The 22,571-nt window shown below is 59.8% G+C and carries 28 protein-coding genes; 11 read left to right on the top strand and 17 right to left on the bottom strand.

Annotated features, from left to right (window positions below; translation table 11 throughout):
- Positions 1-9 precede the first annotated feature (9 nt).
- On the bottom strand, positions 10-570 hold the full coding sequence (locus tag CFBP5499_RS30440; RefSeq protein WP_233284170.1) for a hypothetical protein: 561 nt from the start codon (positions 568-570) through the stop codon (positions 10-12).
- Positions 571-573: 3 nt separating this feature from the next.
- On the bottom strand, positions 574-840 hold the full coding sequence (locus tag CFBP5499_RS30435; RefSeq protein WP_233284169.1) for a hypothetical protein: 267 nt from the start codon (positions 838-840) through the stop codon (positions 574-576).
- Between the two features lie 107 nt (positions 841-947).
- Between CFBP5499_RS30435 and CFBP5499_RS30835 the strand changes: the two genes are divergently transcribed.
- Complete coding sequence (locus tag CFBP5499_RS30835) at positions 948-1,832, top strand: autotransporter outer membrane beta-barrel domain-containing protein (protein ID WP_336470678.1); 885 nt, start codon at positions 948-950, stop codon at positions 1,830-1,832.
- Positions 1,833-1,846: 14 nt separating this feature from the next.
- Here the strand turns inward: CFBP5499_RS30835 and CFBP5499_RS02880 are convergent, their stop codons facing one another.
- The 12 genes from CFBP5499_RS02880 to coxB all read right to left on the bottom strand — a co-directional run bounded on the left by CFBP5499_RS02880 (position 1,847) and on the right by coxB (position 11,879).
- Entirely contained in the window at positions 1,847-2,155 is a 309-nt protein-coding gene (locus CFBP5499_RS02880) for a Dabb family protein (protein WP_080825718.1), read from the bottom strand.
- Between the two features lie 160 nt (positions 2,156-2,315).
- Positions 2,316-2,756, bottom strand: a complete 441-nt coding sequence (gene rnhA / locus CFBP5499_RS02875; RefSeq protein WP_003494262.1) for a ribonuclease HI — start codon at positions 2,754-2,756, stop codon at positions 2,316-2,318.
- Positions 2,753-3,721 (bottom strand): homoserine kinase, encoded by a 969-nt coding sequence (locus tag CFBP5499_RS02870; RefSeq protein ID WP_080825720.1) that lies wholly within the window; start codon positions 3,719-3,721, stop codon positions 2,753-2,755. The genes rnhA and CFBP5499_RS02870 overlap by 4 nt, the downstream gene beginning before the upstream one ends.
- Positions 3,722-3,806: 85 nt before the next feature.
- The gene (ispH, locus tag CFBP5499_RS02865) at positions 3,807-4,853 is read right to left on the bottom strand and encodes a 4-hydroxy-3-methylbut-2-enyl diphosphate reductase (RefSeq protein WP_080825722.1); all 1,047 of its coding nucleotides are present in this window, start codon (positions 4,851-4,853) and stop codon (positions 3,807-3,809) included.
- Positions 4,854-4,928: 75 nt separating this feature from the next.
- Positions 4,929-5,663 carry an SURF1 family protein gene (locus CFBP5499_RS02860; protein WP_080827441.1) on the bottom strand — a complete coding sequence of 245 codons (735 nt, stop codon included), beginning with the start codon at positions 5,661-5,663 and terminating at the stop codon, positions 4,929-4,931.
- Between the two features lie 10 nt (positions 5,664-5,673).
- On the bottom strand, positions 5,674-6,060 hold the full coding sequence (locus tag CFBP5499_RS02855; RefSeq protein WP_080825725.1) for a DUF983 domain-containing protein: 387 nt from the start codon (positions 6,058-6,060) through the stop codon (positions 5,674-5,676).
- A gap of 164 nt (positions 6,061-6,224) precedes the next feature.
- Positions 6,225-7,100, bottom strand: a complete 876-nt coding sequence (locus CFBP5499_RS02850) for a cytochrome c oxidase subunit 3 (RefSeq protein ID WP_080825728.1) — start codon at positions 7,098-7,100, stop codon at positions 6,225-6,227.
- 60 nt (positions 7,101-7,160) lie between these two features.
- Positions 7,161-7,778: a cytochrome c oxidase assembly protein gene (locus CFBP5499_RS02845; RefSeq protein WP_080825730.1), complete on the bottom strand. Its 618-nt coding sequence runs from the start codon at positions 7,776-7,778 to the stop codon at positions 7,161-7,163.
- A gap of 30 nt (positions 7,779-7,808) precedes the next feature.
- The gene (locus CFBP5499_RS30760) at positions 7,809-7,940 is read right to left on the bottom strand and encodes a hypothetical protein (protein WP_003509137.1); all 132 of its coding nucleotides are present in this window, start codon (positions 7,938-7,940) and stop codon (positions 7,809-7,811) included.
- Positions 7,940-8,893 carry a heme o synthase gene (locus tag CFBP5499_RS02835; RefSeq protein ID WP_080825732.1) on the bottom strand — a complete coding sequence of 318 codons (954 nt, stop codon included), beginning with the start codon at positions 8,891-8,893 and terminating at the stop codon, positions 7,940-7,942. The genes CFBP5499_RS30760 and CFBP5499_RS02835 overlap by 1 nt, the downstream gene beginning before the upstream one ends.
- Before the next feature lie 389 nt (positions 8,894-9,282).
- Positions 9,283-10,998, bottom strand: a complete 1,716-nt coding sequence (gene ctaD / locus CFBP5499_RS02830) for a cytochrome c oxidase subunit I (protein ID WP_080825734.1) — start codon at positions 10,996-10,998, stop codon at positions 9,283-9,285.
- Positions 10,999-11,015: 17 nt separating this feature from the next.
- Positions 11,016-11,879 (bottom strand): cytochrome c oxidase subunit II, encoded by an 864-nt coding sequence (gene coxB / locus CFBP5499_RS02825; protein WP_010971135.1) that lies wholly within the window; start codon positions 11,877-11,879, stop codon positions 11,016-11,018.
- A 432-nt stretch (positions 11,880-12,311) separates the two neighbouring features.
- Between coxB and CFBP5499_RS02820 the strand changes: the two genes are divergently transcribed.
- The 5 genes from CFBP5499_RS02820 (at position 12,312) to CFBP5499_RS02800 (ending at position 16,012) form a co-directional block, all read left to right on the top strand.
- Positions 12,312-12,836, top strand: coding sequence for an invasion associated locus B family protein (locus CFBP5499_RS02820; protein WP_080825736.1), 525 nt, complete (start codon positions 12,312-12,314; stop codon positions 12,834-12,836).
- A 69-nt stretch (positions 12,837-12,905) separates the two neighbouring features.
- The gene (locus CFBP5499_RS02815) at positions 12,906-13,214 is read left to right on the top strand and encodes a hypothetical protein (RefSeq protein WP_080825738.1); all 309 of its coding nucleotides are present in this window, start codon (positions 12,906-12,908) and stop codon (positions 13,212-13,214) included.
- Between the two features lie 76 nt (positions 13,215-13,290).
- Complete coding sequence (gene tldD, locus CFBP5499_RS02810) at positions 13,291-14,706, top strand: metalloprotease TldD (RefSeq protein WP_137066233.1); 1,416 nt, start codon at positions 13,291-13,293, stop codon at positions 14,704-14,706.
- A gap of 169 nt (positions 14,707-14,875) precedes the next feature.
- Positions 14,876-15,313 carry a bleomycin resistance protein gene (locus tag CFBP5499_RS02805; protein WP_080827442.1) on the top strand — a complete coding sequence of 146 codons (438 nt, stop codon included), beginning with the start codon at positions 14,876-14,878 and terminating at the stop codon, positions 15,311-15,313.
- Positions 15,314-15,319: 6 nt separating this feature from the next.
- Positions 15,320-16,012, top strand: a complete 693-nt coding sequence (locus tag CFBP5499_RS02800) for an HAD family hydrolase (protein WP_080825740.1) — start codon at positions 15,320-15,322, stop codon at positions 16,010-16,012.
- Here CFBP5499_RS02800 and CFBP5499_RS02795 read toward each other — a convergent pair.
- Positions 15,996-16,301: a MazG nucleotide pyrophosphohydrolase domain-containing protein gene (locus CFBP5499_RS02795; RefSeq protein ID WP_080825743.1), complete on the bottom strand. Its 306-nt coding sequence runs from the start codon at positions 16,299-16,301 to the stop codon at positions 15,996-15,998. The genes CFBP5499_RS02800 and CFBP5499_RS02795 overlap by 17 nt on opposite strands.
- Before the next feature lie 151 nt (positions 16,302-16,452).
- On the opposite strand from CFBP5499_RS02795, the gene CFBP5499_RS02790 reads away from it, so the two are divergent.
- A complete protein-coding gene (locus CFBP5499_RS02790; protein ID WP_175416594.1) occupies positions 16,453-17,232 on the top strand; it encodes a sulfite exporter TauE/SafE family protein in 780 nt (259 codons plus the stop codon).
- 30 nt (positions 17,233-17,262) lie between these two features.
- Here CFBP5499_RS02790 and pdxH read toward each other — a convergent pair whose 3' ends face one another.
- The gene (gene pdxH / locus CFBP5499_RS02785) at positions 17,263-17,883 is read right to left on the bottom strand and encodes a pyridoxamine 5'-phosphate oxidase (protein WP_080825745.1); all 621 of its coding nucleotides are present in this window, start codon (positions 17,881-17,883) and stop codon (positions 17,263-17,265) included.
- A gap of 137 nt (positions 17,884-18,020) precedes the next feature.
- Here pdxH and CFBP5499_RS02780 point away from each other — a divergent pair, with 137 nt between their 5' ends.
- From CFBP5499_RS02780 to CFBP5499_RS02765, 4 genes are all read left to right on the top strand, one after another.
- Positions 18,021-18,389 carry an RT0821/Lpp0805 family surface protein gene (locus CFBP5499_RS02780; RefSeq protein ID WP_173986548.1) on the top strand — a complete coding sequence of 123 codons (369 nt, stop codon included), beginning with the start codon at positions 18,021-18,023 and terminating at the stop codon, positions 18,387-18,389.
- 209 nt (positions 18,390-18,598) lie between these two features.
- Complete coding sequence (locus CFBP5499_RS02775; protein WP_080825749.1) at positions 18,599-19,714, top strand: DnaJ C-terminal domain-containing protein; 1,116 nt, start codon at positions 18,599-18,601, stop codon at positions 19,712-19,714.
- 131 nt (positions 19,715-19,845) lie between these two features.
- The gene (fabI, locus tag CFBP5499_RS02770) at positions 19,846-20,664 is read left to right on the top strand and encodes an enoyl-ACP reductase FabI (RefSeq protein ID WP_080825751.1); all 819 of its coding nucleotides are present in this window, start codon (positions 19,846-19,848) and stop codon (positions 20,662-20,664) included.
- 32 nt (positions 20,665-20,696) lie between these two features.
- Positions 20,697-21,290, top strand: coding sequence for a histidine phosphatase family protein (locus CFBP5499_RS02765; RefSeq protein WP_080825753.1), 594 nt, complete (start codon positions 20,697-20,699; stop codon positions 21,288-21,290).
- Positions 21,291-21,427: 137 nt separating this feature from the next.
- Here CFBP5499_RS02765 and CFBP5499_RS02760 read toward each other — a convergent pair whose 3' ends face one another.
- Positions 21,428-22,366 carry an IS110 family transposase gene (locus tag CFBP5499_RS02760; RefSeq protein ID WP_080825206.1) on the bottom strand — a complete coding sequence of 313 codons (939 nt, stop codon included), beginning with the start codon at positions 22,364-22,366 and terminating at the stop codon, positions 21,428-21,430.
- Between the last annotated feature and the right edge of the window lie 205 nt (positions 22,367-22,571).

Below are 22,571 nucleotides of genomic sequence, written 5' to 3'. Positions count from 1 at the left end.
CGGTGAATATCATACGACAACCAATATCAATGCTTTCCGCTGGACCGCAACGACCGGCGCTACACAGAACATCGGAACACTTCCCGGTTCATCCGATGCGCGTGCCGTCGCCGTCAGCGCCGATGGCTCCATTGTCGCAGCAGAGTCTAGATTCCTCGTTTTTATCCCTTTCGAGGAACTGGAGGACAGGATGGGCGATGGCGACACCTCATCGTCTTTCCCGTCTTTCATAGACGATATTTCGTTCGGAGGCGATGCGATGTTTGCCGTGGACGAATGGCACGGCTTTCGCTGGAACGCAACCACCGGCGTGATGCAGCCACTCGGCTCGATTGGCGGCAGTGGCGGGTCCAGCCCGTATGCCATGAACGCCGACGGTTCGGTGATCGTCGGCGCTTCGCAGGCCGGCAGCAGGCAGCGCGGCTTCCGCTGGACGGAGACGACGGGCATGGTTTCCGTCGAGGACTGGCTGCGCAGCAACGGCGTCACCGTCGCCGCCGATTTCACCCACAACGCCACCGGCGTCAGTGCCGACGGCAATATCATTGTCGGCCAAACGAAAAACAACACGCCTTACATCGCCCGTATCGTGCTTGCGGACCCCGGCACATCGCAGCCGCGCACCACATTGGACGACGTGGATGCGGTGACATCCGGAAATCCGGGTAACGGCGGCAGACAGCCGCGAGGGATCGACCTCACCAGTGGGTCAGGCACCTCGACCACTCCTTCGACATCTTCCGGCACTTCAGCGTCTTCTTCATCGTCTGCGTCATCTACATCCTCAACGTCCGCCCCGCCCTCCGGCTCTTCCGCTGCCTCCACATCTCCCGCAACCACGGCACCTCCTGCATCTAACGCATCTTCTGTTTCCCCACCCGGTTCGGCCCCCACGACTGGCCATTCCGTCCTTCCCGCGCGTTCCGGCATCATCGATCTCGATCAATATGCCCGGACGCTGGCAGCCAAGCCGCATACCGGTATCGGCCTCACCATTGCCAATACTGTTCTTGACGGCGCCCATGGCGCGCCCATGCACAGCCTGCTGGAGCCGGGCCGGCAATCTTTCTCCGTCGTCAGCGATATCGGCTATAATGATGGATATGGCACAGCCGGCGGTTTCGGCATTGCCGATATCGGTTATGGCATCGGGCTCGAAGGTGGAACGACGGCGCGTATCGCCTTCGGCGGCCTTTACGACCAACGCGATATCGATACCGGCGGCGACTTCATTCACAGGGGCTTCTACATCGCGCCCGAGATCAGCCTGCCGCTCACCGGCGGGCTTCATGCCACCATTGGCGGCTATTATGCAACCGGCAGGATGTCGATCGAGCGTGGATTATTCGCGGGGGGAAACCGATCTCAATGTCTGGGCGGCGAAACTGCGGTTCGACTGGCTGGACGCGCTCTCAATCAGCGGATGGAACCTGACGCCTTATGCAGGGGTGACCTATGCCAAAGCCGAGATGGGCGCTTATGCGGAGACCGGCGGCGCGTTTCCGGCCATTTTCGATGCGAGCGGCGAGCAATCCACCATCATTCGCGCCGGTCTCGATGGCGTTACCGATCTCAGCGACTCCATCCGCCTCATGGCACGAGCCGAGGCGGCCTATCGGCTGGAAAAGAAGACGGCAGCGACGACGGGCGCCATTGACGGGCTGATGGGATTTTCTTTCGCCGGGCAAGATATTGACCGCTTCTGGCTGCGTGCAGGCCTTGGCGCGGAATTCGATATGGCGGGCGGGACGGCGTCGCTGAACCTCAATGTCACCACAGAGGGTGACGATCCCAACCTATGGGTTCGGACCGGCTGGAAGATCACCTTCTGACCGGTTGCTTCCCTTTATACATTCATGTCGAACACCAGAAGCCCGGCAAGGCCGCCATCGGTCAGCGAGACGAGGCGTTCCCCGACTTCCATGTGCTTGGGATGGGCAAGGTAGTCATCGCGGGCTTCGGGGCTTTCCAGCGTGACGATAAAACCGTCAACGAAACCGCCATTCAGGCCTTCGGGCGAGATGTTCTGGCCGTATTTCACGTCCACGATCCCCGGTATCTCGTCCTTCAGGGCCGCAATCGCCTCGAAAACAGCGTGTTTTTCAGAGGATGCCGTCGCAGCCTTGAAGCGTAGAAATACACAATGCAGGATCATCCGAATGTCTCCTCCGCTGGAACGCCGTCCAAGCTGTTTGACGACAAGATAAGTCGGGTTTCCGTTTTCACAACCCCCAATCGGGCCCAATCGGCCCCAAATCGGGATTGAGCGTCGGCCCACTTGGGGCCAGTCATACCCGGAATAAAGCAGGCTTGCGTTACCGGCGTTTGAAGGGCTCCATGCCCTTGCGCGCCAGTTCGTCGGCGCGCTCGTTTTCGGGGTGGCCGGCATGGCCCTTCACCCAATGCAGGGTGACCTTGTGGCGCTCCTGCGCCGCCTCCAGCGCCTGCCACAGCTCGACATTCTTGACCGGCTTGTTATCGGCGGTTTTCCAGCCCTTCTTTTTCCAGCCGAAAATCCACTTGGTGATGCCGTCCTTCACATAGGCGCTGTCGGTATAAAGATCGACCTCGCAGGGGCTTTTCAACGCGTTGAGCGCCGAGATCGCCGCCAGCAGTTCCATGCGGTTATTGGTGGTCTCGGCCTCGCCGCCGGAGAGTTCCTTCTCCACCTCGCCATAACGCAGCACGGCGCCCCAGCCACCCGGCCCGGGATTGCCGGAGCAGGCGCCATCGGTGAAAATGTCGACATGCTTCATTCGCCCGCCAACCCATATTCGGCGACATTGGCGATCGTGCGGTGGAACCGCAGCTTGCGCAGATATTCCAGCGGGTCTTTCTTGACGACCAGCGCGCCGGCCGGCGTCGTCAGCCAGTCGTAAAGCCGGGTCAGGAAGAAACGCAGCGCCGAACCGCGCGCCAGAAGCGGCAGCACTTCCAGCTCCGCTCCGCTCAGCGGCCGTACGGACTGATAGCCTTCCAGCAGCGCCTTGCCCTTGGTGACGTTATAAGCGCCATCCTTTTCGAAGCACCAGGCATTGAGGCAGATCGACACGTCATAAGCTAGCAGGTCGTTGCAGGCGAAATAAAAATCGATCAGGCCGGACAGTTCATCGCCAAGGAAGAACACGTTGTCCTGGAACAGATCGGCATGGATGACGCCGGCCGGCAAATCTTTCGGCCAATGGGCGGCGAGATAATCGATCTCCGGGCGAATCTCGTCTTTCAGGCCCTTCTCCACCTCGTCGGCGCGGGCTTCGGACTTGTCCCACAACACCTTCCAGCCCTCGACGGAAAGCGCATTCGGCCGTTTGATTTCGAACCCCTCGCCCGCCAGATGCATGGCGGCCAGCGCCTTGCCGACTTCCCGGCAATGTTTCGCTTCCGGCTTTCTCAGCCACATGCCTTCAAGGAAGGAAATGAGCGCCGCCGGCCGACCCGACAATTCGCCCAGCAATTCGCCATCCTTGCGCGGCAGCGGCAAGGGGCAGGACAGGCCCTTGGCGGCCAGATGCTGCATGAGGCCGAGGAAAAAAGGCAGATCGTTTTTTTCCACACGCTTTTCATAAAGCGTCAGGATCAGCGGGTCCTTGGTGGTGTGCAGCAGGAAATTGGAGTTTTCGACGCCTTCGGCAATACCCTTATAGGAAGTGAGGTTGCCGACGTCATATTGCGTGAGGAAATTCCTCAGATCATCTTCGGTGATATCCGTATAAACTGCCAACTTTAAATCTCTTGATGAAGGATGGAATGAAAATCTCGGGGGAGGATGACGCGTGGGAATGCCCCACACCCGGCCTCATCCCGCTTCAGATACCGACGACAGCTTTGGGCGGCAGCGCATTGCTGGCATTGCCGTTCACGAAAGCCATATCATCCGTCGTCAGTTCGATGCTGCGCAGTTCGCGGTTGACGAGGAAATGTTCCGTTTCCTCAACCGTCACGGCGAGATCGAGCGTGGTATCGAAACGCGCCTTGAAGGCCTCGATGATCTCATCAACGATGACTTCCGGCGCCGAAGCACCGGCTGAAAGGCCGACCGTGCGGATATCGCCGATTTCGTCCCAGTCGATTTCCGAGGCCCGCTGCACCAGCACCGAGTGCTTGGCGCCGGCCCGCAGCGCCACTTCCACCAGCCGCTTGGAATTGGAAGAATTGGGGGCGCCAACGACGATGAAGAGGTCGCAGCCGGGGGCCGCCTGCTTCACCGCATCCTGACGGTTTGTGGTTGCGTAACAGATGCTGTCGGCGGCGGGCGCCTGAATGGCCGGGAAACGTTCCTGAAGCCTGGCGATGACGCCGGCGGTATCATCGACCGAAAGCGTCGTCTGGGTGACGAAACCGAGATTTTCACGGTCGACCGGTTCATAAACGCCCGCATCTTCCACCGTCTCGACCAGCGAGACCGTGCCTTCGGGCAGCTGGCCCATGGTGCCGATGACCTCGGGGTGACCGGCATGGCCGATCAGCACCACATGGCGGCCGAGGCGCTGGTGGCGCATGGCCTGCTTATGGACCTTGGAAACCAGCGGGCAAGTCGCGTCGAGATAAAACAGGTTACGCGCCTGCGCATCTTCAGGCACGGATTTCGGCACGCCATGGGCGGAAAAGACCACCGGCTGCTCGCGATGCTCGGCCGGGATTTCATGCAATTCCTCGACGAAAATCGCGCCTTTGGCTTCCAGCCCTTCAACGACATACCGATTATGCACGATTTCATGGCGGACATAGACCGGCGCGCCATAGGCCTTCAACGCCAGCACGACGATCTGAATCGCCCGGTCCACGCCCGCACAAAAGCCGCGCGGTCCGCACAGCCTTATCGTCAAAGGGGGTTTGGAAACGGCGATGTTCATTCCAGCTCCTTGGCGTGCTCCTTGGCCAGCACCGTAGTCTTGCCCGATAAACCGCCCTACTGGACGGCGCGCTCTTCAGTCACCCTGCGCCTTACCGTTCCGGAAATAGGCAAAACCGACGACGATGACAAGGGCCGCCGCCAGACCATACCACGTTATCGCATATTGCAGGTGATTGTTGGGCAAATCTATCAGCGTCACACCGCCCTGCGGCCAGCCGCCGGGATTGGGCGCATTGTCGGCATCCACGAAGAGTTTGACCAGCCGGTCGGACGGGACTTCGGCGCTGGACGCCATCGCCGCCAGATCCTTCCAATAGAAGATATTCTTGGCGATATCATTGTCCGGCAACAGCGAGGACGGCTTTGCAACCAGCGGCGCACGCGCCAGCCCGGTTATCGTCACCTCACCGCTCACCTGGCCATCGGGCCGTTTGGCCGGGTCCTTCATCTCGAAGGGCACGAAGCCGCGATTGACGAAAAGGATGCGGCCATCGGCGAGCGTCAGGGGCGTATAGATATAATAACCGGTCTGGCCCTTATGGGTGGCGAAGAAATGCCGCTCGCGCGTGTGATCGAAAGTGCCTGATAGCCTGACCTTGCGGTATTCTATCTCGCCGCCGCTTTTCGCGATGGCCTCGATATCGGAGAGTGTGACCGGGCTTGCGTTCCGCCGCTCCTCGATGTCGGCCATCAGGGCCTCTTTCCAGTAGAGCCGTTTCACCTGCCAGGTGCCGAGTCCGAGAAGGATGGCAAGCGCCAGCAGCACCAGCGGCGCGGCGAACCAGACCCGCCGTTCCGCCGCCTTCATGTGGGAAACGTCATTCACGATCAAGCCTGCCTTCGCTTGCATTGTTGCGGTATTGCAGCGCAATCATGATCCCTTTCAGCTTGCGCAGCAGCACGAGGGAGACAATCACCGTAAACGGCAACCAGAGCATGACATGCACCCAGACGGGCGGGGCAAAACGCTGATCAACCCAGAGCGCCAGCCCGACGACCAGAAAACCGACGATCAGCATGACGAAAACGGCCGGGCCATCACCCGCATCGGCAAAGCCGTAATCCAGCCCGCAGGCGCTGCAGGCGGGTTTCGGTGTCAAAAAACCATCGAACAGCCGGCCATTGCCGCAACGGGGGCAGCAGCCTTTCAAGCCCACCTTGATGGGATCGACAGGAGCGAAATTGCCGTTTGGTGTTTCAGACATGAGGACCTCCCGCTCCCGCTGGCAAAAACCTCAAAGAGTACGTAGAGCTTCGGGCAGTCGCATATGCTCTCGTGATTGCACCTTGTTTCTTCTCCCCGGGCGGGGAGAAGAAATACGTGGCGCTCGCTCGACTGAGAAGCAATGTGGTGGCTACACGGCGTAAGTTAACCGTGCAGCGGTGCGCCCCAGCCACCCCAGATATAGATGGCGAAGAACAGGAACAGCCAGACGACGTCAACGAAGTGCCAGTACCAGGCCGCCGCCTCGAAACCGAAATGCTGCTTTGGCGTGAAACCGCCGGCGATGGCGCGGAACAGGCAGACCAGCAGGAAGACCGTGCCGACGAAGACATGGAAACCGTGGAAACCGGTGGCCATGAAGAAGGTCGCGCCGTAGATCGAATTCTTGAAGTCGAATGGTGCGTGAATGTACTCGTAGACCTGCACGGTGGAGAACAGGACGCCGAGCGCGACGGTCAGTGCCAGACCCGAGATCAGGCCCTTGCGGTCATTATGCAGCAGGGCGTGGTGCGCCCAGGTGACGCAGGTGCCCGAGAGAAGCAGGATGACAGTATTGTAGAGCGGCAGATGCCAGGGATCGATGACCTCGATGCCCTTCGGTGGCCATTGACCGCCGGTATATTCAAGGCGCGACGCCTGGATGGCCTCATGCGGGAAGAGGCTGGCATCGAAATAGGCCCAGAACCAGGCGACAAAGAACATCACCTCGGAGGCGATGAACATGATCATGCCGTAACGCAGATGCAGCGAAACCACGCGGGTATGGCTGCCCTCATTGGCTTCCTTAATCGTGTCCGCCCACCACGCGTACATGACGTAGAGCACGATAACGAGACCGATATAGAACAGCCAGGGATTGGCCATTTCGGCACCGAACAGCTTGAAGGAGCCGCCCGACAGGTAACGCATGTAGCAGACGCCGCCGAAGGTCATGACGAAGGCGCCGATCGAGGCCAGAAGCGGCCACGGGCTCGGGTCTATGATGTGGTAGTCGTGGTTCTTCTGATGCGTATCTGCCATTACGACAATCCCCTGCTATCTCTTCCCTGATCCGGCCCCCTCAAAGACCCGGATCTCCTCTTACAATTTGCTGTCGCCAGATTCTGTCTTTACCGGCAAGGACGCAACCGGTTTTTCGGTTTTGGCCGGATAAAACGTATAGGACAGCGTTAAAGTATGAACGCTTTTGGTTTCGCGCGCCGTGGCGATGTCGGGATCGACGAAAAACACCACCGGCATTTCCAGCGTTTCGCCCGGTTGCAGCGTCGTTTCGGTGAAGCAGAAACACTCCACCTTGTTGAAATAGGCGCCCGCTTCCATCGGCGTGACGTTGAACACCGCCGTACCGGTGGTTGCGACGGGTGAACGGTTCGTAGCCTTGAAAGTGACCTTCACCGTTTCGCCGATCTTCGGCGTGACCTTCTTGTCGACCGGGCGGAAATCCCAGTTGAGGCCATTCGATGTATTAGCGTCGAAAGTGACGTTGATGGTCTTGTCGAGGATGACGTCGGAATATTGCTCCACGCGCTGCGTCGTGCCGTTGTAACCGGTGACGCGGCAGAACAGGCTGTATAACGGCACGGCGGCATAGGCCATGCCGATCATGGCGCAGAAAAATACGAGACAGAGCACGAGGATCGACCGGTTGCTCACCCGCTGCGAGCCGGTCCGCGCTGTTTCTGCTTCCATATTCGCCATCTCCTCCCCTCCTCTCCTATACTCAGACCGTCAATGCGAGCCGATCTTGATGATGGTGATGACGTAGAACAGCACCACCAGACCGGCGAGCAGGACGCCAAGCGCAATATTGCGCCCGCGTCTCGATTTTTTCTGCGCCGCGCTCAGTTCCACCGTTTCCATTAAAGGACTCCCGAAATCACGGCCTTCATGGCCGGCGCGAAATGATCGGCCAGAAGGCCAGAGAAAATCGCGAAGAGATAAAGCACCGAATAGGCGAACATCTTCTTGGCGGGCAACATCTTCTCGTCGCCTTCAGGCATGCGCCGGACATCGAACGAACAGTAGACGAAGATTGCGCTGAGCACGGCGGCGAAAATACCGTAACCGACACTCGCCAGACCCGTGAAATAAGGCGCAACAGCCGCCGCCGCGGTCAGTACCGCATAAACGATCATCTGGTTCTTGGTGGAACGCTCGCCCGCCACATTCGGCATCATCGGAATGCCGACAGAGCCGTAATCGCGCATCTTGAACAGCGCCAGCGCCCAGAAATGCGCCGGTGTCCACAGAAAGATGATGAGGAACAGGATGATGCTATCAAGCGAAACGCCGCCTGTAACGCAGGCCCAGCCGAGCATGGGCGGGAAAGCGCCGGCAGCACCGCCAATGACGATGTTCTGCGGCGTCGAACGCTTCAGCCACATCGTATAAACGACGGCGTAAAAGAAGATGGTGAAGGCAAGCAGGCCGGCCGAGAACCAGTTGACCGCAAGCCCGAGGATGACCACCGAGAAGGCCGACAGCGTCAGGCCGAAGGCCAGCGCCTCGCGCGGCGCGATGCGGCCCGACGGGATCGGCCGCTTGGCGGTGCGGCTCATCACGGCATCAATATCGGCATCGTACCACATGTTGAGCGCACCCGACGCACCGGCGCCGACGGCGATACAGAGAATGGCAATAAGCCCGAGAATAGGGTTGATTTCACCCGGCGCCAGCACGAGGCCGGCAAAGGCTATGAAGACGACGAGCGACATGACGCGCGGCTTCAGCAACTCGAAATAATCGCGTGCGCCGGCTTCCGAAAGTTCGGAGCTTTCTGCGCCCATCATGTCGCGATCGTCGATAACGGTCATGTCCTGTCCTGTTTCCTTCAGATGCCGCCTGCTACGACACCCCTTGCACCGGCCCGAAAAACGAATGGGATTTCCGGCATGCGCGATGCGTCAATTCATCGGTCCCGAACGTCCTCGCAGGCGCGACACCGGCCTAAACCGATGTCATCATGTGCCGGCCAATCGCCGCGCCCTGCCGCCATTCGTCTGCGCTTGCTTTTCATAAAGGCCAGATTTGGCATTTATCATGTCCGGGCATGTATCACGTCGGACGGAAAGCATCGCTTGGACAAAATGTCACGCAGCAGGAGAAGCTGCCCGTTCGGGAAACGGCACGGACCCAACCGCGCCGTCCCTCTTTTTCAGCAGCTGGAATGCGCAGGCCGAGCCTGCGCCTTCCAGCCCGCGCATCAGCGAATGCGCGGAAGCTGTTCCCACTGGTGGTAAGGCGGCGGCGAAGACAGCTGCCATTCGAGCGTCGTCGCGCCCTCACCCCAGGGATTGTTGCCGGCGATCCGCTTCTTGGCGAAGGCTTCCCAGACGCCGAAGAGGAAGATGCCCACGGCAACCGCCGAGATATAGGAACCGTAGGACGATACCAGGTTCCAGCCGGCATAGGCATCGGGATAATCGATGTAGCGGCGCGGCATGCCGGCGAGACCGAGGAAGTGCTGCGGGAAGAAGATCAGGTTCACGCCGATGAACATGACCCAGAAATGCAGCTTGCCGATGAACTCGTTGTACATGTAGCCGGTGATCTTCGGGAACCAATAGTACCAGCCGGCGAAGATCGCAAAGACGGCGCCGAGCGACAGCACGTAGTGGAAGTGGGCCACGACGTAATAGGTATCGTGCAGCGAACGGTCGAGACCGGCATTGGCGAGCTGTACGCCGGTGACGCCACCGACCGTGAACAGGAAGATGAAGCCGATTGCCCAGACCATCGGGGTCGAGAAGGTCAGCGAACCGCCCCACATCGTCGCGATCCATGAGAAGATCTTGATCCCCGTCGGCACCGCGATGACCATGGTGGCGAAAACGAAGTAGCGCTGTGCCTCGAGCGACAGGCCGACCGTATACATGTGGTGGGCCCAGACGATGAAGCCGACGGCGCCGATGGCGACCATGGCGTAAGCCATGCCGAGATAACCGAAGACCGGCTTCTTGGAGAAGGTGGACACGATGTGGCTGATGATGCCGAATCCGGGCAGGATCAGGATGTACACTTCCGGGTGGCCGAAGAACCAGAACAGGTGCTGGTAGAGGATCGGATCGCCGCCGCCTTCCGGCGAGAAGAACGCGGTGCCGAAGTTACGGTCGGTCAGAAGCATGGTGATGCCACCCGCCAGAACCGGCAGGGACAGCAGCAGCAGAAATGCGGTGACCAGAACCGACCAGGCAAACAGCGGCATCTTGTGCAGCGTCATGCCAGGAGCGCGCATGTTGAGAATGGTGGTGATGAAGTTGATGGCGCCGAGGATCGAGGATGCGCCGGCGACGTGCAGCGAGAAGATCGCCAGATCCACCGCAGGTCCGGGCATGCCGCTGGTCGACAGAGGCGGATACATGGTCCAGCCGCCGCCCACGCCGTAAGCACCCGCCGGACCTTCGACGAAGAGCGACAGGAGCAGCAGGATGAAGGCCGGAACGATCAGCCAGAAGGAGATATTGTTGAGGCGCGGGAAAGCCATGTCAGGCGCGCCGATCATGATCGGGATCATCCAGTTGGCAAAACCGCCGATCATCGCCGGCATGACCATGAAGAAGATCATGATGAGCGCGTGCGCTGTCGTGAACACGTTGAACATGTGCTTGCCGCCGTCGATGGCGGCATCGCCCTCGAAGCCGTAGACCATGGAAGCCAGACCGTGGAAGATCTGGATGCCCGGCTCCTGCAACTCCATGCGCATGACGACCGACAGGCCGCCGCCGATGATGCCCGCCATGATGGCGAAGATCAAATAGAGCGTGCCGATGTCCTTGTGGTTGGTGGACAGGAACCAGCGGGCGAAAAAGCCCGGCGTATGGGAATGATGCGCATCATGCGAATGATCGTCATGCGCGTGCGCTTCATGTGCGGATTGACCATGCGAGTGATGATCGTCGTGTGCGGAAGGTCCAGCCATTGTCGTCACTCCAGTCGTCAGTTGGTTTCGTTGGCGGCAACGTCAACCGTGCGCGGAGCGCCGTCGACGGAGGCCATCAGCGCCCGGTTCGCGCCGTTCAGGTCAGAAGCGGCGGCGGCGTGCCAGGTGTTGTACTGCTGTTCGGAAACCACCCGAATGGCGATCGGCATGAAGGCGTGGTCCTTGCCGCAAAGCTCGGAACATTGACCGTAATACAGGCCTTCCTTCTCCGGCTTGAACCATGTTTCGTTGAGACGGCCCGGAACGGCATCGATCTTGACGCCGAAAGCGGGCATGGCGAAGGCGTGGATGACGTCGGTCGGGGCCGCCGTCACCAGAAGGCGAACGGTCTTGCCGACGGGAACGACCATTTCATTGTCGACCGCGAGAAGACGCGGATAGCGGGCCTTGTCCTCTTTGCCGGCGGCAGCGCGGTCCTGATCCTTCAGCAGATAGCTGTCGAAGGAGAGCGGCTCGGCGCCCTCGGCGGCCTTGTATTCATAGCTCCACAGCCATTGCGTGGCGGTCGCCTTCAGCGTCAGATCAGGGTTTTCCGGCTGCGTCAGCTGTGCGTTCAGAAGATTGAACGAGGGGAAAGCGAGGAACAGGAGAATGAGCACCGGCGCCAGCGTCCACACCACCTCGATCGCCGTATTATGGCTGGTCTTGGAAGCAACGGGGTTTTTCGCGGCGTGGAATTTCACGGCAACGATGATGAGCAGCGCAAGAACGAAAAGCGTGACCGGAACAATGAACCACAATGTATATTGTTCGAACCAGCGTATTTCGTGCATGATCGGCGTGGCGGCCTCCTGCATGCCCATTTGCCAATGCACCGGCTGATCGGCGTGGGCGCCGACAGCCGTGAGCAGACAGGTCATCCCCGCCAGTGCTGCGTAAATCCTATTCCTCACGGTACCCTCTCCCTCACGCGTCTGATCTAGATCAATCACAGACGCAGAATCCATGCTAATGGTACTAACTTCAAACCACAGTTTGCCCTCTGCCGCAATATGCGTCGGGACACGGATGCGCCCCAATTTTGCCATTGATCAATCCACGGCCGACTTTCCCGCACCCTGTGTCCGAGCTGACCCACTGAGCGCGATTTCGAACAGCCCAAATGCGACAAAGCCCCATCTTCCAGCCGGTTTGATCGGCGAATAACGAACGACGCGCCGGGCAAATCGGACGCCCATGCGGGCCGACAGGTCCTATTTCCGCCCAACTCGGCTGGAATTGAAAGCTCTAGGCTTTTTTTTCCGGATTATGGCGTCAAAATAGCCGCACTGATTCGAATCCCAGAGGTATCCATGCGTCTTTCCCCGCTCGCGCGCACTTTTCTTGCCGCCGCCGGTCTTGCCATCATCGCCCCCGCCGCTGCGGCGCTGGCGCAACAGCAGCCGCCCGGCACGCCGAAGTCGACGCATGGCGCATGGTCGGTCATCTGCGACAAGCCGGCAGGCGCAACCGAAGAACAATGCGCGCTGATGCAGAACGTGATCGCCGACGACCGCCCGGAAGTGGGACTTTCGGTGGTCATCCTGAAAACCGCCGACCGCAAGTCGCGTATCCTGCGCATCCTCGCGCCGCTCGGCGTGCTTTTGAAGGATGGCATGGAACTTTACATCGACAATAACAATATCGGCCGCGCCTATTTCACCCGCTGCTTCTCCGAAGGCTGCTATGTGGAAGTCGATATTGATGACGAGCTGCTGAAAGTGCTGCGCGCCGGCAAGAACGCCGTCTTTGCGCTGCGCGAATCCGTCGATCAGGACCGGGTGGGCATTCCGATCGAGCTTTCGGGCTTTGCTGAAGGTTATGATGCGCTTCCTTGAGCAGAGAGCCTTGCTTTTTGGCGAGAAAACTATACTATAAAAGTATAGTTTTAGCAATTACTGAAAAGCATGAGAGAAAACAAGCTCGCCAGCTTTCGCTTCATATGCGGCGTTGCCTTTTTTTACGTCGCACTTGCCTTTATTGCGGGTTACGCTCGCAAAGTCGGGATTTTGTTTGATTCTCCCAAGGACTGGCAGATGATTGAGCTTGCGCTGTCGGTTACATCCGGCACCCAGCTTGCTTACCTTCATTGGCAACGCATCGTGCCGGATTCGAGCAAACATTGGTCACGGCTGACGTTCCCGATGATCCTGCATCAACTGGTGGTTTGCGTCGCTGCTTTCATCGTGGTTCATTTCATTTTCAAGCTGACTTGATGATGACGCTTTGGCTTGCCACCGGCGGCGCACGATCCTACATGCTTGCCAGACACTATTCAGTTTGGAGCCTCCCATGACCGACGACCTTGTAAAACTCTTCGATTGCGATGAAACGCAATTGCGCAAGCTCGTTGGCGAGGCGCTTGCCGGGGCCGATGATGGCGAGCTTTTCATTGAACATGCCCAGGCAGAATCGCTGACCTTCGACAATGGCCGCCTGAAAGGCGGGTCCTTCAACACCGACCAGGGTTTTGGCCTGCGCGCCGTTGCCGGCGAGACGGTGGGTTATGCCCATGCCGGCGAGCTTTCTGAAGGTGCGCTGAAGCGCGCTTCGGATGCTGTCGGCGCTGTCACCAGAGGTTATTCCGGCTCCTATGCCGCCGCCCCGCAACGCACCAACAAGAAGCTTTACGGCGATGAGAACCCGATCGGCAGCCCGAGCTTTGAGGAAAAGGTGAAACTTCTCACCGATATCGACGCCTATCTGCGTGATAAGGACCCAAACGTCCGGCAGGTGACGGCGACGATTTCCGCAAGCTGGCAGGTGGTGGATATTCTGCGCGCCGATGGCCATCGGGTGAGTGACATCCGCCCCATGACCCGCATCAACATCTCCGTGGTGGCGGGCGAAGGCGACCGGCAGGAAAGCGGCTCCTATGGCATTGGCGGCCGCGTCGGTTTCGGCGATTTCATTACCACGGAAAACTGGCAGCGCGGCGCAGATGAAGCGCTGCGGCAGGCGCTCGTCAACCTCACCGCCATCGATGCGCCGGCCGGTACCATGGATGTCGTGCTCGGCTCCGGCTGGCCAGGTGTGATGCTGCATGAGGCAGTCGGCCACGGTCTGGAAGGCGATTTCAACCGCAAGAAGACATCCGCCTTTGCCGGCCTGATGGGCGAGATGGTGGCCGCCCCCGGCGTGACCGTCGTGGATGACGGCACCATCGACAGCCGCCGCGGTTCGCTGACCATCGATGACGAGGGCACGCCCTCGGCCTATAATGTGCTGATCGAGAATGGCAGGCTGGTGGGCTATATGCAGGACCGCCAGAACGCCCGGCTGATGGGCGCGAAAGCGACCGGCAACGGTCGCCGCCAGGGTTATGCCTATGTGCCGATGCCGCGCATGACCAATACCTACATGCTCTCAGGCGACAAGACGCCGGAAGAGATCATCGCTTCCGTAAAGAAGGGCATCTACGCCGTTTCCTTCGGCGGCGGCCAGGTGGACATCACCTCAGGCAAATTCGTATTCGGCTGCACCGAGGCCTACCTCATCGAGAACGGCAAGATCGGTGCGCCGGTGAAGGGCGCGATGCTGATCGGCAACGGGCCGGATGCGATGAAGCGCGTCTCGATGATCGGTAATGATTCCAAGCTGGATACCGGCATCGGCAATTGCGGCAAGGCCGGGCAATGGGTGCCGGTCGGGGTCGGCCAGCCGCATCTGCGCATGGACCAGATCACCGTGGGTGGTACGAAGGCGTAGTTCAGTGTCGCAGGCGCGGCGACAATCCTCCCCGCAGCGTCCCACCCCACAACCTCACACATGGCTGCCATGATGAGGTTTCCTCTGGCGTGCCGCGGGGAAGACGATAATATCATCGCTTATGGCGGGCCACCCATCCCATCGCCGGGCCTGCGTGACAAAGGAGACCCTGGCCATCATACGAAATGCCCTCGTTCCCGAGCTTGCCGTCAGCGACTGGCAGAAGAGCCGCGCATTTTATTGCGATCTGATCGGTTTTCATGTGGTTTATGAGCGCCCCGAAGAGGGTTTCGCCTATCTGGCGCTGGGTGATGCGCAGCTGATGATCGACCAGATCGGCGCGACCCGGACCTTCGTGGCGGGCCATGCTTCGCTCGACACACCGTTTGGCCGCGGCATGAACCTGCAGCTCGCCGTTCCTTCCCTGCAACCCGTTCTTTACCGGCTGGAGCGATCTTCGATCGGTCTCGTGCTGGCGCCGGAGGAAAAATGGTACAGGCGCGGTACGGTCGAAGTGGGCAACCGGCAATTCATCGTCGCCGATCCGGATGGGTATCTGATCCGCCCGTTCGAAAGCCTCGGTGAACGCCCTTTCCGGTTCGGTTGAGCGACCATGCTGCCTTTTCTGCCGCACGCGGTTGTTTTCGACATGGACGGATTGCTGATCGAAAGCGAGGCGCTTTATCGCGATTCATTTCTGGCGGCTTCTGAGGAAGGGGGCCATGGCATGAAGGTCGAGACCTATCAGAAGGTTTGCGGTAGTCCGTGGGATGTCATTACCGGCACCATCTTTGCCGATTACGGCGCGGATTTTCCGATGGAGGCCTTTCGGGATGCCTGGCTCCGGCATCTTGGCCTGATGATGGCTGATGGAGTGGCGCTGAAACCCGGCGTCGTCGAAATCCTCGATCTCCTTGACCGGCTTCATATCCGCCGTGCCATCGCCACCTCATCGCGGCACGATTCGGTCACACGCCATCTCGGCCCTTACGATCTTCTCAAGCGCTTTGACACCATCGTCGCACGCGGCGATTACACCGAGCCGAAGCCTGCGCCGATGCCCTATCTCACCGCCGCAAAACGCCTTGGCCTTGAGCCGCAACGCTGCCTTGCGCTGGAGGATTCCTATTCCGGCGTCCGCTCGGCAACGTCGGCTGGCATGATGACCATCATGGTGCCGGATGTCGCACCGCCGACCGAGGAAATGCGGGAGAAGTGCATCGCCGTCTCGAGCGATCTGCATGCGGTGGCGGGCCTGCTGCAGGTCGCACAGCCTTTTCGGGAGACCGTCAGACCGCCGCCTTGAAATGCCATTTTCGCTCGATGGCTCCCTGGATATCGAGACCGTTATAATGCGCCAGCAGCAGCACATGGCCGAGAAGATCGGCAGTTTCGTCGGCCAGATCCCGCTTCATCTCCTCTTTGCTCCTGTCTTTGTTGCGCCCCCGACCCGTCAATCGGTTCCAGGCCTGCGTGACCTCGCCAACTTCCTCCTGAAGCTTCAGCATGTACCAGTCCGGGTCGCGGATGATCCCGTTTTCACCGGCATATTTTTGCGAGGCCTCTTCGAACTGGTTCATCATGGCAGCAAGCATTTGTTCATCCTTTGTTCGTGCACTACAACTCTAACCACGATTCTCCGTCCGCGTCGATCCGAAAGGATGTTTTGCGACCTTGAACGGAAACTTATGCGCCAGACGCCTGCGGGCGCGATAGGAACAGGTATTCGAAACCGTGCTGTCACCCATGTCCCATCTCGATTTCTTCTCTGCGCTCATCACCGCGCATAGTCCCATGCTGCTTGCCATGTTTGCGGGGGCCGCGTGCCTTGCCGGCCTTGCCCGTGGTTTTTCCGGTTTTGGTGCAGCGCTCATCTTCATTCCGCTTGCGAGCGCCATTGTCGGCCCGCGTATCGCCTCGGCGGTGCTGCTTGTCGTGGACGGCGTCCTGACGCTCGGCATGATTCCGCCCGCCTTTCGCATGGCGGACCGGCGCGAGGTCTTCACCATGGCGGCCGGCGCTTTTGTCGGCGTACCGCTTGGAACCCTGCTGCTTTCAAAGGGCGATCCCTTGACCCTGCGCTGGATCATCTCTGCGGTGGTCGTCGTGCTGTTGTTGTTTCTGCTGTCCGGCTGGCGTTACAGCGGCCGGCCGAAAACACCGCTCACCCTCTTTACCGGGCTTCTGGCCGGATTGTTTTCGGGGGCTGCGCAACTGGGCGGCCCGCCCGTTGTCGCCTATTGGCTGGGCGGGGCGTTGAAAGGCGCTTTCGTGCGCGCCAATGTCATTCTTTATTTCGCGGTTTCGACGGTGTTTTCCATCGCCAGCTATTTTGTCAGCGGCCTGTTCACCGTCGATGTCTTTGTGTTTTTCCTGCTGGCCTTGCCCTTTTACGCGGTGGGCCTTTATGCCGGCGCGCGATTGCATGGGCTTGCCGACGAAGCGGCGTTCCGGCGCATCTGCTACGGGTTGATCGCCATTTCCGCCGTGATCGGCCTGCCGCTGTTTGATTCGCTGCTGAAATAGGCAGGCCACGATGGCCTGCCCTGAAGGCCTTTAAGGGTACATGCGGACCTTGGACCACGCTTCATCCGGCGTCTCGCGGCGGAATTCGACGCGGTCGTGCAGGCGGAACTTGCGGTCGTGCCAGAATTCGATGCTGACGGGGCGGATGCGGAAACCGGACCAGTAGGACGGGCGTGGAATTTCGCCGATCGCATATCTGGCGGTATATTCGGCCACCGCTTTTTCCAGCGCGAAACGGCCTTCCAGCGGCCGTGACTGTTTGGAAGCCCAGGCGCCAATGCGGCTGCCGCGCGGGCGCGAGGCGTAATAGGCATCCGCCTCCTCGTCGCTGACGATCTCGACCTCGCCGCGCAGGCGCACCTGCCTGCGCAGGCTCTTCCAGTGGAAACACATGGCCGCTTTTTTCTGGCCGAGGATCTCCTGACCCTTCTGGCTTTCGAAATTCGTGTAGAAAACGAAGCCGCGGTCATCGACACCTTTCAGCAGCACCATGCGCACATTCGGCAGGCCGTTTTCGTCCACGGTTGCAAGCGCAACCGCGTTAGGATCGTTGATTTCGGAAGCCGTCGCATCCTTCAGCCATTCGGCAAAAAGCGTGAACGGTTCATTTTCTTCCGTGAAGTCACTGGATGTTAACCCCGTTTCCGACATATTGACTAAAATGCTCCCGAGCTGATTTGGACCCCAGAGATGATCTCTGGCGAAAGATGGTGACCGTCATAGCAAAGTCGAACAGTCGAACAAAGAGCCTCCTTTCGTCGGTAGCGGAAGTTTCCGCCGTCGTGTCAATGCTTGTGGTGCTGAGCGGTTGCGTCAGCCTCGACCTGTTCGGCGGCGACAAGGTCGATCGCTCGCTTTCAACGGCTTCCGTTCCCAACCAGCAGAACAACGGCTCCCAGACCGATGATGCGACCATTCGCAACGCGGTAACCTCAGCCGATCTCGCCAAGCTTGCCGACCAGCCCCTGCCCTGGGCCAATGCCGCAACCGGCAGCGCCGGCGTGGTCACCGCCATTCATGAAGACAAGTCCAGCGGTTTCGTCTGCCGCGATTTCAAGACGACACGCCACTCCTTCGAGGGTGTTGCGAGCTATGCCGGACAGGCCTGCCTGTCGGAAACCGGCGAATGGTTGATGACCCGCTTCGAGCAGAAATAATCTGTTTACCCTGCCATATGGAATAGAACCGGCCCGGGCTCGGCACGCTCCCTCCGTAAAGGAGTGATTAGCAACTTATTGCAACAGTCGGCGTTGATTAAACCGAGGGCGTGCAGGCGAATGATCGCGGGCATCCCTTTTCGGAGGGGTTAGTTTCAGGATTGCGCCATGAGCGGCGGCAGACTGAGCCAACGTAACTGGTGTTTCGCATGCGCGATCCTTATTCTATCCTCGGTGTGAAACGTGACGCCCGCCACGAGGACATCAAGGCCGCCTGGCGCACGAAGGCGAAAACCGTCCATCCGGACGCCAATCGCGACGACCCCGATGCTTCGGCGCGATTCGCCGAGATCGGGCAGGCCTACGATCTTCTGAAAGACCCGAAAAAGCGCGATCTTTACGATCAGGCCCGCAGAGCGGCGGAGAAGAAGCAGCGTGGCGAAACCATCATGCAGCAGCGGGAAGCCGCGCGTGAGGCCGCCGAACGTGCTAAAGCCGCGGAAAAGCTGATGGAGGAACTGGCCCGCGCGGATGCCCGCAACCGGGCGCAGACTGGCCAGAAAACCGACGCCAAGGCGGAAACCGCCGAAGATATCGTCGAGCGGATTTTTGGTGCGGACGCCCAGAACGATCCCAAGGTGCAGCAGGCTGCGGACGCGGTGAAGGCTGCGGCAAGCACCGCAAAAGGCGATATACCCGCCGCCGGTGACGCTGCCCAGCCCGGCGCCGGCGATGACAGGAACGCACCCGCCTCGCTGGCCGTCAATCTGTTCAACGCCCTCGTACGCCGTTTCCGCCCCGCGCAACCGGCCACGGAAAAAGTGCCTGATATAACGGCGGAAGCTACCGTCACGGTCGCCGATCTTCTGGAACACAAGTGGGTCACCCTGCAGCTTGCCGACGAACGCGAAATCCGCTTCCAGCTCGAAGCCGGCATGGCGGACGGGCACGTTGTGCGGCTGAAGGGACAGGGGCTGAAGCTTCCCAACCTGGCGCGCGGTGATCTTGCCGTGACCTTGCTGGCCGCCCGGGATGACGCCTTTTCCCTTCGTGGCTTCGATATCCACACGACCTTGCCGATCTCGCTCAGCGACGCGGTTCTCGGCTGCGAAGCGAAAGTCGCGACACCGCTCGGCGAAGAAAATATCACCATTCCGGCATGGTCCGGCTCGGACCGCGTGCTGCGGCTTGCCGGCAAAGGCCTTGCAGATGGCAAGGGCGGTTCAGGCGATCTCGTCATCGAATTGCGCATCGTCCTGCTCGAAAAGCCGGATGAGAAGGTAACCGACCTGATGCGGCACATGCGTGAAGGCCTGTATTTGTGAAAGTTTTGCGAATAGCCGGGACAAAGCACCCTTTGTTACGGTCCCTAACAGTTGATGATCTTTGGCAATCTTGAACAGGATTGCAGCCTATGCCATAGGCAGGGCCGATCAAAAGTATTAGGGAGCACAAAATGGCTCAGGCATCCGGTCTCATGGCTGGCAAACGCGGCCTCATCATGGGCGTCGCCAATAACCGTTCAATCGCTTGGGGCATTGCCAAGGCCTGCGCGGATGCAGGCGCGGAACTCGCACTCACCTGGCAGGGCGATGCGCTGAAGAAGCGCGTCGAGCCCTTGGCGCAGGAACTCGGCGCCTTCATGGCCGGCCATTGCGATGTGACCGATCTCGAAACGATCGACGCCGTTTTTGCCTCGCTGGAAAAGCACTGGGGCAAAATCGACTTCGTCGTGCACGCCATTGCTTTCTCCGACAAGGATGAGCTGACCGGCCGTTATCTCGATACCAGCCGCGACAACTTCAACCGCACCATGGATATTTCCGTGTTCTCGCTGGCTGCTGTGGCCAAGCGTGCGGAGCCGATCATGAATGACGGTGGCTCGATCATCACGCTCACCTATTACGGTGCAGAAAAGGTCATGCCGAATTACAACGTCATGGGCGTGGCCAAGGCCGCTCTTGAAGCCAGCGTGCGTTATCTCGCCGTCGACCTCGGCAATCGCGGCATCCGCGTCAATGCTGTTTCCGCCGGCCCGATCAAGACGCTTGCCGCTTCCGGTATCGGCGACTTCCGTTACATTCTGAAGTGGAACGAATATAATGCGCCGCTGAAGCGCACCGTTACCATCGAGGAAGTCGGCAAGTCGGCGCTTTACCTGCTGTCCGACCTTTCGACCGCCGTGACCGGCGAAATCCACCATGTCGATTCCGGTTATCACACCATCGGCATGAAAGCGGTGGATGCGCCTGATATTTCGGTGGTCAAGGACTGACTGCGCCGAACATCTGAAACAGGGGTATCGCCTTGCTCGTCTATGTGATCCGGCACGGACAAACGGACTGGAATGCGATACGCCGGCTTCAGGGCCAGAAAGATATTCCGCTCAATGATTTCGGCCGCCAGCAGGCGGTCGGCAATGGCAGGCTTCTCGCCCGTCTTCTGGGCGAACGGGCCACGGACTTCGATTACGTGGCAAGCCCGCTCGGGCGCACGCGCGAGACCATGGAACTGATGCGCGACGCGATGGGCCTCGACCCCCTTGCCTACCGCACCGACGACCGCCTGATCGAAGTGTCCTTCGGCGACTGGGAGGGGCAGACCCTGCCGGAACTCAAAAAAGAGTTTCCCGACCGGGTGAAGGCGCGCAAGGCCAACAAGTGGGACTTCATTCCCCCCGGCCAGGACGCTGAAAGCTATGAAATCCTCTCCTGGCGCATCGGCGCATGGCTTTCCTCCGTGGAAAGACCAACCGTCTGCGTGTGCCACGGCGGCGTCATCCGCTCGATCTTCCGTCTGGTATCCGGCATGGACAAGGATGAGGCGTCGAGGACGCAGATTCCGCAGGACCAGATATTGAAGGTCGAAATCGATGGGAATAGCGCGGAGTGGATTTCATGAGGCGCATCGGTCGCCCCCTCTCCCGTCATTCCGGCCTTGAGCCAGAATCCAGCCAGCCCAAGTCCTTGGACTGAAAAGACTCATCCCGCCGCGCAGACACGCGTCGGCTGGATGCCGGATCAAGCAACCGTGGATGCTCAGTTAAACGCGGGGTCTGTTCTGGCGATGGCGTTGAGGATCGTGACGAGTTTTCGGATTGTTGCGACTATGGCCAGCTTGAAGGGTTTTCCTTTGCTGCGCAGGCGCTGGTAGAAAGCGCCGAGGACCGGGTCTTTTATCTTGATGGCACTGAGGGCGGCCATGTAGGCGATGTCGCGCAGATGCTTGCGGCCGCCGGAGCATTTGCCCTGGCGGTTGGAGGATCCGGATTGGCGCGCATGCGGTGCGACGCCGACCAGGGCAGCGATGACCTTTGACGAAACGGTGCCAAGTTCGGGCAGATCGGCAAGGAGCGCGGTGGCTAGCATCGGGCCGACACCGGTGACCTCACACATCCTGTCGTGACGTTTTCGCAGGGCGGGTGTCGCCTTCAGCAGGTCGCGCATGGCGCGGTCGAGGGTGGCGATATCAGTGGCGATGGTACGCAGACGCACCTCCAGCATCTCACGCACCAGCGGCTCTTCGATGGTATCGAGCTGGCTCGTCAGGCCGCTCTTTTCGGCGACCAGCCTGCGTCTATGAGCCGCCAGAGCGCTGAGGCTGCTGCGGGCAGCGTCTGGCTCATAGGGCGTGAGACTATTGTGTACCGTCGCCAGATAGCGGGCGATCACGGCGGCGTCGATCCTATCGGTCTTTGCCAGCTGGCCCATGGCCCTGGCAAAGTTGCGAACCCTTGCGGGCGGCAGGATATAAACCTTCAGGCCTGCCGCATGCAGACTGTCAGCCAGCCTGCGCTCGTAACCGCCAGATGCCTCCAGCCCAACGATGACCTGTCCAAGCGCCTGAAGGCGCTCAATGAGAGCCGCGATCTGTGCAGGTGAACTGCCTATACTCCAGCACTTGCCGGAAGGATGCACAACGATATCGAAGCGGGCTTTGGAAACATCGATGCCGACGAAGAGAAGTTCCTGTATCATGGCCTTGCTCCCAGGCTTGTGGTGCGGGCGAAAGCCCGAGCAACCGTTCGGGGTCAAAGGGAGCAGGCAGGGCCTTGCTTGATCTCGGCTGTTTCAACCAGTCCGGAAATACGGCCTCCTGCCTGCATTGGCCGGGATGCGCATCCCGGCCAATGCTCCAGTAAACCATATTACGTCCACACAAGTCCGGCATGACGGAAATATT

Source organism: Agrobacterium tumefaciens, assembly GCF_005221325.1.
Taxonomy (GTDB): domain Bacteria; phylum Pseudomonadota; class Alphaproteobacteria; order Rhizobiales; family Rhizobiaceae; genus Agrobacterium.
The sequence above is the reverse complement of the archived record's forward strand: the minus strand, read 5'-3'. Positions and strand labels throughout refer to the sequence as shown.

Coding starts and splice junctions, on each gene's coding strand:
- CFBP5499_RS30835 (WP_336470678.1), top strand. CDS start 948: ATGCCCGGACGCTGGCAGCCAAGCCGCATACCGGTATCGGCCTCACCA.
- CFBP5499_RS02880 (WP_080825718.1), bottom strand. CDS start 2,155: ATGATCCTGCATTGTGTATTTCTACGCTTCAAGGCTGCGACGGCATCC.
- rnhA (WP_003494262.1), bottom strand. CDS start 2,756: ATGAAGCATGTCGACATTTTCACCGATGGCGCCTGCTCCGGCAATCCC.
- ispH (WP_080825722.1), bottom strand. CDS start 4,853: ATGAACATCGCCGTTTCCAAACCCCCTTTGACGATAAGGCTGTGCGGA.
- CFBP5499_RS02860 (WP_080827441.1), bottom strand. CDS start 5,663: ATGAAGGCGGCGGAACGGCGGGTCTGGTTCGCCGCGCCGCTGGTGCTG.
- CFBP5499_RS02855 (WP_080825725.1), bottom strand. CDS start 6,060: ATGTCTGAAACACCAAACGGCAATTTCGCTCCTGTCGATCCCATCAAG.
- CFBP5499_RS02850 (WP_080825728.1), bottom strand. CDS start 7,100: ATGGCAGATACGCATCAGAAGAACCACGACTACCACATCATAGACCCG.
- CFBP5499_RS02845 (WP_080825730.1), bottom strand. CDS start 7,778: ATGGCGAATATGGAAGCAGAAACAGCGCGGACCGGCTCGCAGCGGGTG.
- CFBP5499_RS30760 (WP_003509137.1), bottom strand. CDS start 7,940: ATGGAAACGGTGGAACTGAGCGCGGCGCAGAAAAAATCGAGACGCGGG.
- CFBP5499_RS02835 (WP_080825732.1), bottom strand. CDS start 8,893: ATGACCGTTATCGACGATCGCGACATGATGGGCGCAGAAAGCTCCGAA.
- ctaD (WP_080825734.1), bottom strand. CDS start 10,998: ATGGCTGGACCTTCCGCACACGACGATCATCACTCGCATGGTCAATCC.
- coxB (WP_010971135.1), bottom strand. CDS start 11,879: ATGACCTGTCTGCTCACGGCTGTCGGCGCCCACGCCGATCAGCCGGTG.
- CFBP5499_RS02820 (WP_080825736.1), top strand. CDS start 12,312: ATGCGTCTTTCCCCGCTCGCGCGCACTTTTCTTGCCGCCGCCGGTCTT.
- CFBP5499_RS02815 (WP_080825738.1), top strand. CDS start 12,906: ATGAGAGAAAACAAGCTCGCCAGCTTTCGCTTCATATGCGGCGTTGCC.
- tldD (WP_137066233.1), top strand. CDS start 13,291: ATGACCGACGACCTTGTAAAACTCTTCGATTGCGATGAAACGCAATTG.
- CFBP5499_RS02800 (WP_080825740.1), top strand. CDS start 15,320: ATGCTGCCTTTTCTGCCGCACGCGGTTGTTTTCGACATGGACGGATTG.
- CFBP5499_RS02795 (WP_080825743.1), bottom strand. CDS start 16,301: ATGCTTGCTGCCATGATGAACCAGTTCGAAGAGGCCTCGCAAAAATAT.
- CFBP5499_RS02790 (WP_175416594.1), top strand. CDS start 16,453: ATGTCCCATCTCGATTTCTTCTCTGCGCTCATCACCGCGCATAGTCCC.
- pdxH (WP_080825745.1), bottom strand. CDS start 17,883: ATGTCGGAAACGGGGTTAACATCCAGTGACTTCACGGAAGAAAATGAA.
- CFBP5499_RS02780 (WP_173986548.1), top strand. CDS start 18,021: ATGCTTGTGGTGCTGAGCGGTTGCGTCAGCCTCGACCTGTTCGGCGGC.
- CFBP5499_RS02775 (WP_080825749.1), top strand. CDS start 18,599: ATGCGCGATCCTTATTCTATCCTCGGTGTGAAACGTGACGCCCGCCAC.
- fabI (WP_080825751.1), top strand. CDS start 19,846: ATGGCTCAGGCATCCGGTCTCATGGCTGGCAAACGCGGCCTCATCATG.
- CFBP5499_RS02760 (WP_080825206.1), bottom strand. CDS start 22,366: ATGATACAGGAACTTCTCTTCGTCGGCATCGATGTTTCCAAAGCCCGC.